Below are 13,247 nucleotides of genomic sequence, written 5' to 3'. Positions count from 1 at the left end.
CTTCTTCATTCTATTGTACTCATAAAATGACGTATCCGAAAGTCTTTTAAAAAAGGTGTGCGAATGCTGTTTCCTGAATGAATAAAATAGCTGTTCCATGTCCACACTGACAATAGAACAAGACTATGAACATGGTAGGAGGCACGGAAATGGTGAAAGTTAGACAGGATGCTTGGATGGAAGAAAACGATATTCTATTGGCAGAGACGGTGCTCAAACACGTCAGAGAAGGCAGTACGCAATTAAGTGCATTTGAAGAAGTTGGAGATGCACTGAACAGAACAGCGGCAGCATGTGGATTTAGATGGAACGCTGTTGTTCGAAGAGAATACGATGACGAGCTTGAAGAAGCAAAAAAAGAACGCAAACAAGCAATGCGTGTTCTAGGAAAAGATTTCAAACAACGCGGGAGACAATTGTATACGCCTTCCCAAGGATCCGAAACAGATAATAAGATGATGGTCCCTTTATCGGCATTATCTCTTGATACTGTAATCGCCTATCTCGTTCGTTTGCATCATGCAGGCGCAGGCGATAGTGAGTCTTTACGTTGGAGGCAAACTGCTAAAATTGCCAACGAAAATATTGCACAATTGGAAAAAAAGATTACTAAATTAACTAAGGAAAATGAGACATTACGTTCTGATTACGAACAGTTTGTACAAATCATGAATCGAGCACGCCGTCTTGTTACACTTTCCGATGATAATGATCGAACAGCACCCATTTTTACAATGGAGAAGAATGGTAATCTAGTATCAAAAGAACCACCGATCAGTCATTGATCCGTGGTTCTTTTTTCATTCTTATTGGTTTGTTAACATTTTTTGATTGCGTTCAACGACACGATGCAAATAAGAAGTGTACAATTCCATTTCCTCTGCATTGAAACTGCTTAGCACGACTTCTCCAGCTAATGTTTGTAGGAGCTTCTGGATTCGGAGCACGACATCATTCACTGTCAGCTGCATTTCCAACAACTCAGAAAACGACGCCATCACTTCCGGTTTGATCGACGGATACGTGAATTTGGTCTGTTCCCCTTGTAAACCGATTTCATAGAGTTCGCGAATGATTTCAGCCCGCTCTGCTCCACTTCCTTCTACGCATAAGTACACTTGAACCGCGATTCCTTGACGCAATCTTCTTTGTGAAATACCTGCAAACTTTCTTCCGTCGATGCTCAAATCATAGGATCCTGGACAATAAGAACCTATGATTTCATAGGCCTCAATACGACTTCCGGCTTCTGGAAACAGCAGACGAACGAAAGCCAACATGACTTCATAACCTGTTGGAATATCAATCGAAGAATCCTGTTCCGATAGAATAATGGATATATTTAATACACCTGCATCCAATACAACTGCTAGTCCACCTGAATTGCGCACAATCGACTTGTATCCAGCTTCTTCAATCCTTGCAACGGCTTCAGAAATATGAGGCAGTCGGTGGTCTTGGATGCCAAGTACGATTGTTTGGTCATGCACCCATGTCCGTAGCGTTGGAATACTTAGTTGTTGCCCAACAAGATGACAAAGCGTGTCGTCCGTTGCAAAAGACTCCAAAGCTGAGCGGTTTCGTGCACTCATCGATTCATCGATGAATCGTAATTTAGGAATACGTAAAAAAGATTCAACTGATGACATATGAAACTCTCCTAATTATAGACTTTGAGCTGCGGTAATAAGACTCAACTTATACACATCATCTGCCGAACACCCACGTGACAAATCATTTACGGGTGCGTTCAACCCTTGTAAAATCGGCCCAATTGCTTCGTATCCTCCAAGTCGTTCCGTTAGTTTATAGCCGATATTTCCAGCCTCAAGTGACGGGAACACAAAAACGTTCGCATCACCTTGAATCGTTGAGCCCGGTGCTTTTTTCACAGCAATTTCTGGAACGTAAGCCGCATCGAATTGAAATTCCCCGTCGATAGTTAATTCAGGAGCAAGTTCTTTTGCAAATTGAACAGCTTCTGCCACTTTCGTTGTTTCTTCAGTTACCGCAGAGCCCTTTGTTGAAAATGAAAGCATCGCAACTCTTGGATCTACGCCAAATGAACGCGCCGTTTGTGCACTTTCAATTGCGATTTCTGCTAGTTCCTGTGCTGTAGGTGCCACCGTAATTGCACAGTCTGCAAAGACCAACTTCTCTTCGCCCTTCATCATAATAAATGCCCCACTTGTTTTCGAAACACCTGGTTTTGTTTTGATAATTTGAAGTGCCGGACGTACTGTATCAGCCGTCGAATGAGCGGCTCCACTAACAAGTCCATCCACACGTCCTGTATAGACGAGCATCGTCCCAAAATAATTTACATTCTGCAACAGTTCGCGCCCTTGCTCAAACGTAACCTTACCTTGTCTTCTCGCAACAAACATTTCAACTAGTTCCTCAAAATAGGAAACAGTGATTGGATCTATGATTTCAACTTCTGAAATATCAATTTGTGCTTCTACTGCTGTTTCTCTCACTTCTTTTTCATTTCCCAGTAAGATGGGTTGTACAATTCCTTCTTTATGCAAACGTGATGCCGCCTCTACTATACGCACATCATTTCCTTCTGGTAAGACAACTTTTTTCTTACTACCATTTAACTTTGCTTTAATTCCACTAAATAAATCTGTCACGCAATAAACCCCTTCCAACCAATTGTTATAGTCTCAGCATACACCAATTAGGCAGTCGTGAAAAGACGTTCATGACTATGTAAAATTTGTGACAGCACCCCATATTAAGATTGTTTTTTAGTCGGTTGTGCTAAACTATTAGAGAATGAATAACAATTTAAAGGAGTGTAATATACATTGAATGAAGCAGCAATTACATTAGATGGTTGGTACGCATTACACAATTTATACGCAATGGATTGGACGACATGGAAATTAGTTTCTAAAGAAGAGCGTCAATCTGCGGTTGATGAGTTTTTGGTCTATCTTGAAAAGCTTCAAAAGGCAGATGACGATAAAACAGGAAGTCATGCACTTTATACAATTGTCGGTCAAAAAGCCGATTTCATGCTTATGACGTTCCGTCCAACGATGGACGAACTACAAGAACTTGAAACTGAATTCAACAAACTGGCAATCGCTGATTACGTAATCCCTTCTTATTCGTATGTGTCAGTAGTCGAATTATCGAACTATCTTGCGGGTGAATCGGATGAAGATCCTTACCAAAACCCTTACGTACGTGGACGTCTGTACCCTGAACTACCACGTCAACAATACATCTGTTTCTATCCGATGAATAAAAAACGTGAAGGCAATGACAACTGGTTCATGCTCGATATGGACAAGCGTAAAGCACTAATGCGCGATCACGGGTTAATCGGACGTAGCTATGCTGGTAAAGTGAAGCAAATCATTACCGGTTCTGTCGGTTTTGACGACTACGAGTGGGGCGTTACACTGTTTTCAGAAGACGTTCTTCAGTTCAAGAAACTGATTTACGAAATGCGCTTTGATGAAGTAAGTGCACGTTACGCTGAGTTCGGATCGTTCTTCGTCGGTACCCTTTTAGACGGCGAGAAAAGAGAAGCATTTTTTAAATTGTAATATTTTTTAAGGTTGGCCCATACAATGAACCGGTAGAGAAGATTCACTTTCTCTATCGGTTTTTTTATTTCAGAAAAGTGATTTTGTTTACTTAGAAATTATGCGTTGTGGGAATAAAGTACAGCGTTACGGGAGCAATGCAATGCGTTGCGGGAATAAACTTCGCCGGTACGGGAGCAACCACTTTGTTGCGGGAGCAATGCACTCCATTACGGGAACAAACCGTTCAGCACACCGTTTTCAGCTAGCCTCACAACGCGAATAGACCTCCTCAACCGAAGCGTTCCTTCTGAAAACAACTATTTAGATGAAATTCAACCACAACTTGTCATTATTAATTTCACCACCGCATACATTTTACACGAGGAGGTAATTTTTTGGCGGTGATTGCATATAACGAGGCGGAAGTCGATTTGCTCGCTCGATTAATGCGAGCAGAGGCAGAAGGCGACGGGCTGGAAGGGATGCTCATGGTTGGAAACGTCGGGGTCAATCGCGTACTTGGAGACTGTCTCGACTTTACTGACATTCGATCCCTCGAACAAATGGTATTCCAACGTCCTGGAGGCTTTGAAGCAACGACAAAAGGATACTTTTATCAACGCGCCCGTGAATCTGATAAAAAACTCGCCAGGAGAGTCATTGCAGGTGAACGCTTTTCTCCCGCAAGTCGTGCATTATGGTTTTTCATGCCTACAGGAGAGTGCCCTGCGCAGTGGTATGGACAATGGAACACCGGTAGGTATAAGGCTCATTGTTTTTTTGCTCCACTCATAAGTGATTGTCCAACTGTTTAACTAAACTTACTCAACAGGCTCCGAATCAAACAAATTGAATAGTGAAAGGATGAACGCATGGTCCAATATTATTGGAACCCAAATTTACAACAGCCAAACTTTCAGAACCCGAATCTTCAACAACCGATGATGCCACCACAAGTAACGATTCCTAGCGGAAGACCTGTCCTCCCCCCGGGAGAAACGTCGTACATCGAAAATATTTTGCGCTTGAACATCGGTGAGCCTGGAATTTTTCATTTTTCATTTGAAAACACACTCGAACCCGGTTTAAATGTAAGAAATATTGAGGGTACAGTATTAGCAGCTGGTCGTGATCATGTCATTGTTGAAGCAAAGTCTGATGGCAATCAATTTCTCTTCCCGATGATTTACTTTGACTACGCCGAGTTTTTTGGAGACGTAAAATATTTTCCACAAAGTATTCAATCACGCCAGGTTTAAAAAAACTTCCGCTCGCCATATGGCTTGCGGAAGTTTTTTTGTCGTCAAAATTCAATTCATTAGTTTGGATTTTGCTTATCTACTCTAAAGTATGTATGATTTTAGTTAATAGCATCTTGAATACGGAGGGATTATCCTATGGATGTGCTAACTGAATTGATTCATTTGAAAAAAGAACTGGATAATCATCGTCCCCTTTCCTCTATTACTTTGCAAAAACTGAAAGAGGATTTCCTTGTTCGAAACACCTATCACTCCAATGCAATCGAGGGAAATACGCTCACTATATACGAGACAAAAGTGATTATTGAGGACGGAATAACCGTTGGCGGAAAGTCTATGCGTGAACATTTAGAAGCCATCAACCACCGTGACGCCATCCTTTTTTTGGAGGATATTATTTCAGAACCACTAACGGAAAGGTTAATTAAAGAAATCCATCAACTTATCTTAAGAGGCATTGATAATCTGCATGCTGGGGTCTATCGCAAACAGGAAGTTCTTATCTCTGGTGCTTCTCACCAAGTAACACCTGCGCATCAAATCAAAGATGAAATGGATACACTGCTTGATTGGTACAAAGATACTAATACGTTACACCCCTTGGAAAAGGCGTGTCTTTTGCATAGTAAATTTGTAAACATACATCCTTTTATAGACGGAAACGGACGTACCTCCAGATTGCTAATGAATCTTGAATTAATACGCCATGGCTATTTACCTGTAACGATTCAAGTGAAGGAACGGCAAGATTATTATGAAGCGCTTGATATTGCAGCTGTTAAACAGGAGTATGAGCTGTTCATAAATCTTGTGGCTACACGTGAAAAAGAAGCATTACAACAATATATTTCTTTACTTCCTAAAGTCTAAAAAAACTTCCGCTCGCCATATGGCTTGCGGAAGTTTTTTTGTATACTATGCTTAATTTGTAAACTTAGTCGCTGCAATAATTAACATGATCCAACCACCAATGAATGCGACACCGCCGATTGGTGTGATTGCTCCTAGAACACCAACCCCGGACAAACTCAGAGCGTATAAACTACCGGAAAAGATAATCGTTCCTGCGAGTAGCAAATACCCCGCCCAGTTTAATTGGCTGATAGGTCCGAGTAATGCGGAGCTCATCAAAATACCAATCGCAATCAAACCTAGCGCGTGAAACATTTGGTACTGAACGGCTGTCTCCCAAATGGCTAAATATTTCTCGGATAGACGATCTTTTAACGCATGTGCACCAAATGCACCGAGTGCAACCGCGATTGCCGCGTTAACAGCACCTGCAATAATGAAAAATGGCATGAATTTCCCTGCTTTCTATACTAAAATAATCGTTCTGTTGGGATATCGGCGTTTGTGGGTCTGATATCGACGTTTGCGGGTCCGATATCGGCGTTTGTGCACGTGTTATCGGCGCTCCAAGTACATATATCGACGCTTCGAACGGTTTTATCGGCGAACAAAGCCTTTCGGACTATCAAAAATCAAACAACGAACCACCATTTGCATCTTCTTCCTCAAGTGGCTTTGATTCAAGGGATGATATTGACTGCACCGATGGCTCTGCCATAAGCATTTTCGGGAAAACTTTCTCTTGCGGTTTCCCTTCCCCACCCAATGCCACTTCACAAAGTGATCTCACGGCAGACAATGCTTCGCGCATCTTTCGCTCGTCATTTGTACTCCTGGCAACAGCCAATTGGCGCTCCATTTCTGAAATAATTCGGTCGAATGGAATCATCTTCGCAAATCACCAATCTTTCGTTCAAATTTCAAACATGTCATTCCGGACGACCTCTTTACAACGGTCGACGGCAGTTCCTTCGTTTTAAATCCATATGCTTTGCACCCGCGTGGATTGCGCTGATCCCACGTCACAAAAAAGAATTGACACTGAAAACAATTAACTGTCACAACGGCCACCTCTTTCCTACTCACTTTATCATGGACAATTGGTAAATTAAAGAACCCTGTCTAGTTTACAAGCACCACTCTATCGACTTTTCACCCCGCGCTTCCAGGATTTGATTCACTTTCGAAAACGGACGACTGCCAAAAAAACCGCGACTGGCACTTAACGGACTCGGATGAAATGCCTCTATAACAGTGTGTTTTGTTTCATCAATCAACTTCTTTTTCTCTTGAGCCGGACGTCCCCATAATACGAATACAATCGGCGCTTCCCTTTCGGACAAGCGCATGATTATTTCATCCGTAAACGTTTCCCATCCGCGTCCTTTATGTGAATGGGCCTGACCTGCTCTTACTGTGAGAACCGTATTGAGGAGCAATACACCTTCCTCTGCCCAACCCGTGAGTGTCCCATCTTCTGGAATCCCACAGCCTAGATCTGTATGTAATTCCTTAAAAATGTTACGTAAACTTGGCGGGTGCTTCACACCTGGTTTAACGGAAAAACTTAATCCGTGTGCTTGTCCAGGTCCGTGGTAAGGATCTTGACCCAAAATAACGACTTTCACTTCATTAAACGGTGTCAGTTGAAATGCAGTCCCAAGTTCTTCTTCTTGTGGATAAATAAGCTCATCAACATATTCCTTCTTTAAAAATGCACGGAGTTCCCGGAAGTAAAGCTTCTCGAACTCATCCGCCAACACTTCGTCCCAATCGTTACCGAACGTAATTTTATTCAACATCTATCAGTCCTTAAATTCAATGGTTACATCGTATCCAGCAAACGAAAACATTTCACTTAATGTTTTCTCTGCATTTTTCTCGGCCATAACAAGCACACCTTGTCCTTCTGTTTCCGCTAAAATAAGTTCTTTTGCTTCTGCCGCCAGCTCATAAGCTTCTTCAATGTCTGTTTTCTCTCGGAAAAGTCCTTCATAGGAATAGACTTCGATTTGATCAAAATAAACTTCAGGGCCACCTAAAAATTTGGCCCGAGACAATGTCAGTTTGGCAGTCTTGTTTTCTTCATCAATTACGACGTCTTTCTCCGTTAATCCAGATAAATCAACACCGGCCTTTACGGACCCTGGAATCACAACGAGAAGTTGTCTTTTGGTACCTGGTAAATTAACACCAATACTTTGGCCGAAAATCGTATTATCTTGTCTTTCAACAATTACCTTCGTGTATGCTTCCGCAGTGGCAAGTTCATTTAGTTCCTGAATTTGCTCGAGAAACGCTGTCTTGTTTTCTGTATAGGTACTTCCTTGTTTTAGGAAAAAGAATGTTGCAACGGGTAAGGCAACCATGACTAACAGTAAGATGAAAGCAACAATCAAAAATGTTTTTTTCCAAATCGAAAAGAAGATTTTTCCTACACGCCAAAAACCAGATGGGCGGTCCATTGTCTCTTCTACCGTGACTGCCGATTCTGCTTCCGCAGCTTTCAATTCGTTTAACAATTGCTCAATCTCATCTAATTTCTTCTCATTAGACATTTCATCCCTCTTTTCGCCTGCAGGATGCAGGTGTGCAGCCTGGCCGCAGGACGCGGCGATTTGGCTGCCATCTATTTGTTTTTCTATCAATTCCTTCTACATTTACAATATAGGAAAATTTCATTATGAACAACTAGAAAGGCGTGATACGATTAGTTCGGAGGGGGTGCGACATGTCTGATATGCATATGCGCGAAAAACTACGAAAAGTAACACAAGCCGCGAAACATGGAGCCGACGTACCTGAACAAACTAAAAAATGGGGACTCATTCTTTTCCTCTCATTTTTCATCATTGGCATTCTAGTTCTTTTTGCGCTTATGATTGGTTTTATTCTGAATGAAAACCCTATCGCCGCTGCCGTTACAGCATTCATCGCTATCTTTCTAGCCTATTGTGTCTATAAAATTATAACGACGGACGATGTTCAACATTTGTAATTTTTGATTAACTTGATTAAAATGAGTCTTGAGTTCATTCAGAAACTAAAGGGGACGTTTAGAAATGACGTTGAAAAAAACTTTAACAATCGCTGGATCAGATACTTCAGGCGGCGCTGGAATTCAGGCTGACTTGAAAACATTTCAAGAACACGGAACATACGGTATGACTGCATTAACTGTGATTGTCACGATGGATCCAGATAATAACTGGGGACACAGCGTCTATTCTCTACCGATTGATGTGTTGAAAGCACAAATCAAAACCGCTTTATCAACCGGAATCGATGCGATTAAAACAGGAATGCTTAGTACTGAAGAAGTAATCGAAACGGCTGGGCTTGCAATCGCAGATTCGGGACTTGATCATGTAGTTGTAGACCCTGTAATGGTTTGTAAAGGTGAAGACGAAGTTCTCAATCCGGGAACCGTTGATGCGATGGTAAAGTTTTTACTGCCAAAAGCGGAAATTGTTACACCGAATTTATTTGAAGCCGGACAACTTGCCGGGACAACTACACCTAAAACGATTGAAGATATGAAAGTTGTTGCTCAAAAAATCCATTCTCTTGGAGTACGCAATGTTGTGATAAAAGGTGGAAAACAGCTGAAGCACGACAAAGCCGCTGACCTATTTTATGACGGACAAACCTTTACACTTCTTGAAGCAGAGAAAACAGCAACACACTATAACCACGGTGCGGGCTGTACGTTTGCGGCTGCAATTACAGCGAATCTGGCAAATGGCATGGACGTCAAAAGTGCAGTTATTGAAGGAAAGAAATTTGTTTCTGCAGCAATTGCACATGGCTGGAAACTAAACGAATACGTCGGACCCGTTATGCACGGCGCAAAAAACAAATTCAGTGCTTCTGAAATTACATTGACTGAAGTATAAAATACACATTCTGCGACCACGAAGCTTTACGTGGTCGTTTTTTCATCATCTGCGGGTTTGACAGGCGCTTACGCTTTTGTTGGCGTCTAGTCTCCAGCGCCTAGCTCACTGTGGAAAAGATAAAATACCCAAAAGTCAAAGTGCGACTTCCGGGTATTTTCCTATTTCCTTCGCGAGCTGGATAGGCGCTTACGCTTTTGGTTTCGGCCAGTCTCCAGCGCCTAGCTCACTGTGGAAAAGATAAAATACCCAAAAGTCAAAGTGCGACTTCCGGGTATTTTCCTATTTCCTTCGCGAGCTGGATAGGCGCTTGCGCTTTTGGTATCGGCTAGTCTTCAGCGCCTAACCCCTCGAGTCGCTTCAGTCTTGCTGATAAAGGCAAAAAACGCCTTTATCTTCAAGCCTTCCAGCGCTTGTCGGGGTTTGACAGGCGCTTCCGCTTTTGTTGGCGTCTAGTCTCCAGCGCCTAGCTCACTGTGGAAAAGATAAAATACCCAAAAGTCAAAGGGCGACTTCCGGGTATTTTCCTATTTCCTTCGCGAGCTGGACAGGCGCTTGCGCTTTTGGTGTGAGCCGGCCAATCGCATTCCCATTCCATTCATTATATAATTAACACATGCTTTACCGAGGAGGATTATTTATGGAAAAAGTGCAACCTGAACAATTACAAGAATACCTTACTTCATTCGCGAATAAAGATGTGTATATCCATCTAGAAACGACGAATGGTTCATATGCGAGTCACTTTAAGGAAGGTTTTTTCAATGCTGGTGCTTTCATTCGAAACGTTGTTGTGCGTTTTGAACTTGGAAAAGTAGCTGGTGAATCGCCTCACCGTGTCGGTTTAAAACTTCCTTACGGTTGGATTTACGCGCAAGGCATTACACATTCTACACTCGATGAAGATGGGCGTTTACTCATGGCAGGGCTTGATCCTGAAGGGAAACTTGCTGTGGCACTTGAAATAAGCGAAACACCGTTTACATACTAAGGAGGCACCACTTATGCTGAAAAAAGAACGACATGTACTCATCGTTTTACCACATCCGGATGACGAAGCTTTCGGCATTTCAGGATCCATTTCAAACTGGCGGAGTATGGGCGTACCCGTAACGTATGCATGTTTAACATTAGGTGAAATGGGCCGCAATTTAGGAAACCCCGCCTTTGCAAATCGAGAAACATTGCCACAAGTTCGGAAGGCTGAACTGCTTAACGCATGTGAAGCGATGGGACTTGATGATTTACGAATGATGGGACTCCGTGATAAAACCATCGAATTCGAAGACGATGAGAAGATGGTCAACCTTGTTACCGAGTTGATTGAAGAAACAAATCCTTCTTTAGTCATTTCATTTTATCCAGGATTATCGGTTCATCCGGATCATGATGCGACTGCAAGGGCGGTTGTTCGAGCAGTTCGAAGAATAACTGAAAATGAGCGACCAAATCTGTACACCATTGCATTTGCGAACAATACCGTAGAAGTTCTTGGTGAGCCTGATATTATTCATGACATTCAAGACTTTTCTGAGCAGAAAATTGCGGCGTTGAAAGCACATGCTTCACAAACCGTGTGGATGATGAAAGAAATGGAAGCCAAATTAGAAGCGAAAGATCCTGATGCCCAAAAATGGCTTCGCTATGAGCGTTTTTACACGTATAACTGGGAACAGGATTTCGAATAAAACCAACAAATTAGATCAGTACTAGACTCAAAATTAAAACTGCGTGCCACCAAGTTTCAAACACTTTGGTAGCACGCAGTTTTTTTGATTTTATCCCACAAAAATGGGTAGTTCGATTAGTTCACGCTCATATTCGTTAATCCCTTAACAGGAAGGAATAGTTCACCTGTTTCTAAATACGTTACAGCTAATTTATCACCAATTTCAATGTAAATAGAAAGTGGTTCCACTTCTGATGAAACAAGGAAATTTCGGCCGTCCTCTGCGAGGAATGAAACTAGCGTAAAGTCACCGATGCGTTCTTTAAACACTCGCACTACTGTGACTACAGCTTTTGCTTCTTCTGCATTCGAACTTCCATCGACCGTGCTTACACCCCGTTGAAGTGCCGTTTTATACAATTTCAAAGCTTCGTTTGGTGTATTCGCAAATACTGAGATTTCAGGATTTGCAGCAGATACAATAAAGTAATTTTGCAAGAATCCATTCGAATCAAGTACCGGCGTCAACCAACTTGTTTCTCCGTAAAAATTGTACAACACAGGCATTTCTCCGTACCATTTCTTTTCGATAAATTTCTTTTCAATAATTTGGAGTGCACCTTGCGAATCCATATACGCCTCTTCAAGGTTCCCCGAATAATACGTTGCTTTTCCTGTACGACCATCCGTCAATGCATAACCAAGCATTGAATCGACGCCTTCTTTAGGGCTTGTGAAATCTGTGAAATAATACATATGCCCATTTTCATCAAATATCGGGCTCACATTCGCTTCCGTTCCTTCATCCGAAGGGAGTTTCACATCTTTCTTTCCGACAATTGAATTCCAAAAACCATGAATATAATTCCCGAAATAACTGTTTTGAAGGCTGACTGCTTCTGGTGAAACTGCTCCGTTAATAAATTCAGGAACATCGTCCAACGAAATCTTTTTCGTAGCGCCTGTTTCAGGATTCAACATGACAATTCCTTTCGCATCAAACCCGTCACGTGCGGAAATAAAGTCCCCATATGTGCGAATGTAATGCGGCATGCCTTCCTCGTCGATTTCCAGTTGAACATCTCCGTAAAAGATTAAGTTTGGCATTTCCATGCGCATTTTACGGTGGACTTCTTTATGGAAGAAAGAGGACGGTGTATAAGCCATTTCAACTTTAACAAACTTTGGATTGTCCGCTGAGTCTGTTGCACTCATCGTAAAGTATCCCGGTGTCGTCTTCCCGTTAAACCACTTGAAAAAACCAGAGAATTCTACAGGTGCAATGTAAACAAACTCGTCATTCACTTTTTGAATTTGTAAATTCCCAAGCTCATAATAACTCGTATTTGGAACTTGGCTAAATGCTTTCTTCATTTTGTTGCGCGCAAATTTAGGAGGTACACTTGCCGGTGTTTTCGTTTCATCAAATGCAGTAATTTCTACTTTTTGAACCATCTCCACTGTTTCATACTTTTTATTCGCATTGAAAAGTGGAGCACTTAACACATAAACACCGACGATCAGTGCAGCAAGTGCGAATGCCATTTTTACTTTGCGTTCCGTCCCTTTTGATGCAAATGCACCTAATGCAGTAACTATGAGAAGCAACGTCCAAAGCGATGTCCAATTTCGATCCAAATTCGTCGCATAATAAAATATGAAGACGACAACTGTACCAACAACCGTAAGCGTACCTAAAGCGGTCCATCGGTTGAACGTTAGCGATTCCTCTTCGTTATTTGAAGTAAGTAGCGGAACGACAATGACACTTCCGACAACACCTACAATTAATGAAAATAGTAGCAATTCCAACATATCAAACACTCTTTTCCTGCAATAAATTTTGTTTCTACTACTTATACGCATACGATATGAAATCGTTTCATTTTTTCATAAAAAAGTTTCCTCTTAAACTTAACAAAGGCAACTGGCACCTGAAGTTACCTACTGAAAAGTCTGAAGAAATGGAATTTGACCTATACTATTTACAAGGATACTACAAGAGTATAGAATGTATAATTAT

Annotated in this window: 16 protein-coding genes; 9 read left to right on the top strand and 7 right to left on the bottom strand. The window is 41.8% G+C overall.

The genetic code is table 11. The annotated features are described in order from the left end of the window. The first annotated feature begins 149 nt into the window (after positions 1–149). The gene (locus tag ACXYMX_RS03380; protein WP_459042820.1) at positions 150–785 is read left to right on the top strand and encodes an RsfA family transcriptional regulator; all 636 of its coding nucleotides are present in this window, start codon (positions 150–152) and stop codon (positions 783–785) included. 21 nt (positions 786–806) lie between these two features. Here ACXYMX_RS03380 and ACXYMX_RS03375 read toward each other — a convergent pair whose 3' ends face one another. Together ACXYMX_RS03375 and pta are read right to left on the bottom strand one after the other, a co-directional pair. After that, the gene (locus ACXYMX_RS03375) at positions 807–1,649 is read right to left on the bottom strand and encodes a lipoate--protein ligase family protein (RefSeq protein WP_459042819.1); all 843 of its coding nucleotides are present in this window, start codon (positions 1,647–1,649) and stop codon (positions 807–809) included. Positions 1,650–1,664: 15 nt separating this feature from the next. Next, entirely contained in the window at positions 1,665–2,636 is a 972-nt protein-coding gene (gene pta, locus ACXYMX_RS03370) for a phosphate acetyltransferase (protein ID WP_459042818.1), read from the bottom strand. A 177-nt stretch (positions 2,637–2,813) separates the two neighbouring features. On the opposite strand from pta, the gene hemQ reads away from it, so the two are divergent. The 4 genes from hemQ to ACXYMX_RS03350 all read left to right on the top strand — a co-directional run bounded on the left by hemQ (position 2,814) and on the right by ACXYMX_RS03350 (position 5,677). Beyond that, positions 2,814–3,563: a hydrogen peroxide-dependent heme synthase gene (gene hemQ / locus ACXYMX_RS03365; RefSeq protein WP_459042817.1), complete on the top strand. Its 750-nt coding sequence runs from the start codon at positions 2,814–2,816 to the stop codon at positions 3,561–3,563. A gap of 377 nt (positions 3,564–3,940) precedes the next feature. Beyond that, positions 3,941–4,360 carry a cell wall hydrolase gene (locus tag ACXYMX_RS03360; RefSeq protein ID WP_459042816.1) on the top strand — a complete coding sequence of 140 codons (420 nt, stop codon included), beginning with the start codon at positions 3,941–3,943 and terminating at the stop codon, positions 4,358–4,360. 57 nt (positions 4,361–4,417) lie between these two features. Further along, positions 4,418–4,804, top strand: a complete 387-nt coding sequence (locus ACXYMX_RS03355) for a spore coat protein GerQ (RefSeq protein ID WP_459042815.1) — start codon at positions 4,418–4,420, stop codon at positions 4,802–4,804. 138 nt (positions 4,805–4,942) lie between these two features. Then, positions 4,943–5,677 carry a Fic family protein gene (locus tag ACXYMX_RS03350; protein WP_459042814.1) on the top strand — a complete coding sequence of 245 codons (735 nt, stop codon included), beginning with the start codon at positions 4,943–4,945 and terminating at the stop codon, positions 5,675–5,677. A gap of 51 nt (positions 5,678–5,728) precedes the next feature. On the opposite strand, the gene ACXYMX_RS03345 is transcribed toward ACXYMX_RS03350, so the two are convergent. From ACXYMX_RS03345 to ACXYMX_RS03330, 4 genes are all read right to left on the bottom strand, one after another. Beyond that, the gene (locus ACXYMX_RS03345; protein ID WP_459042813.1) at positions 5,729–6,109 is read right to left on the bottom strand and encodes a DUF423 domain-containing protein; all 381 of its coding nucleotides are present in this window, start codon (positions 6,107–6,109) and stop codon (positions 5,729–5,731) included. A gap of 175 nt (positions 6,110–6,284) precedes the next feature. Continuing rightward, on the bottom strand, positions 6,285–6,548 hold the full coding sequence (locus ACXYMX_RS03340) for a YwdI family protein (RefSeq protein WP_459042812.1): 264 nt from the start codon (positions 6,546–6,548) through the stop codon (positions 6,285–6,287). Positions 6,549–6,786: 238 nt separating this feature from the next. Beyond that, positions 6,787–7,461, bottom strand: coding sequence for a uracil-DNA glycosylase (locus ACXYMX_RS03335; RefSeq protein WP_459042811.1), 675 nt, complete (start codon positions 7,459–7,461; stop codon positions 6,787–6,789). A gap of 3 nt (positions 7,462–7,464) precedes the next feature. Further along, on the bottom strand, positions 7,465–8,217 hold the full coding sequence (locus ACXYMX_RS03330) for a DUF4230 domain-containing protein (RefSeq protein ID WP_459042810.1): 753 nt from the start codon (positions 8,215–8,217) through the stop codon (positions 7,465–7,467). Between the two features lie 173 nt (positions 8,218–8,390). Here ACXYMX_RS03330 and ACXYMX_RS03325 point away from each other — a divergent pair, with 173 nt between their 5' ends. The 4 genes from ACXYMX_RS03325 (at position 8,391) to bshB2 (ending at position 11,243) form a co-directional block, all read left to right on the top strand. Further along, complete coding sequence (locus tag ACXYMX_RS03325; RefSeq protein WP_459042809.1) at positions 8,391–8,657, top strand: hypothetical protein; 267 nt, start codon at positions 8,391–8,393, stop codon at positions 8,655–8,657. A 64-nt stretch (positions 8,658–8,721) separates the two neighbouring features. Then, a complete protein-coding gene (gene thiD, locus ACXYMX_RS03320; protein WP_459042808.1) occupies positions 8,722–9,555 on the top strand; it encodes a bifunctional hydroxymethylpyrimidine kinase/phosphomethylpyrimidine kinase in 834 nt (277 codons plus the stop codon). Positions 9,556–10,195: 640 nt separating this feature from the next. After that, positions 10,196–10,546 carry a YojF family protein gene (locus ACXYMX_RS03315; RefSeq protein WP_459042807.1) on the top strand — a complete coding sequence of 117 codons (351 nt, stop codon included), beginning with the start codon at positions 10,196–10,198 and terminating at the stop codon, positions 10,544–10,546. A 13-nt stretch (positions 10,547–10,559) separates the two neighbouring features. Continuing rightward, positions 10,560–11,243 carry a bacillithiol biosynthesis deacetylase BshB2 gene (gene bshB2, locus ACXYMX_RS03310; RefSeq protein ID WP_459042806.1) on the top strand — a complete coding sequence of 228 codons (684 nt, stop codon included), beginning with the start codon at positions 10,560–10,562 and terminating at the stop codon, positions 11,241–11,243. A 116-nt stretch (positions 11,244–11,359) separates the two neighbouring features. Here bshB2 and ACXYMX_RS03305 read toward each other — a convergent pair whose 3' ends face one another. Next, on the bottom strand, positions 11,360–13,039 hold the full coding sequence (locus tag ACXYMX_RS03305; protein WP_459042805.1) for a hypothetical protein: 1,680 nt from the start codon (positions 13,037–13,039) through the stop codon (positions 11,360–11,362). Between the last annotated feature and the right edge of the window lie 208 nt (positions 13,040–13,247).

This window comes from Sporosarcina sp. CAU 1771 (assembly GCF_054482775.1).
The sequence above is the reverse complement of the archived record's forward strand: the minus strand, read 5'-3'. Positions and strand labels throughout refer to the sequence as shown.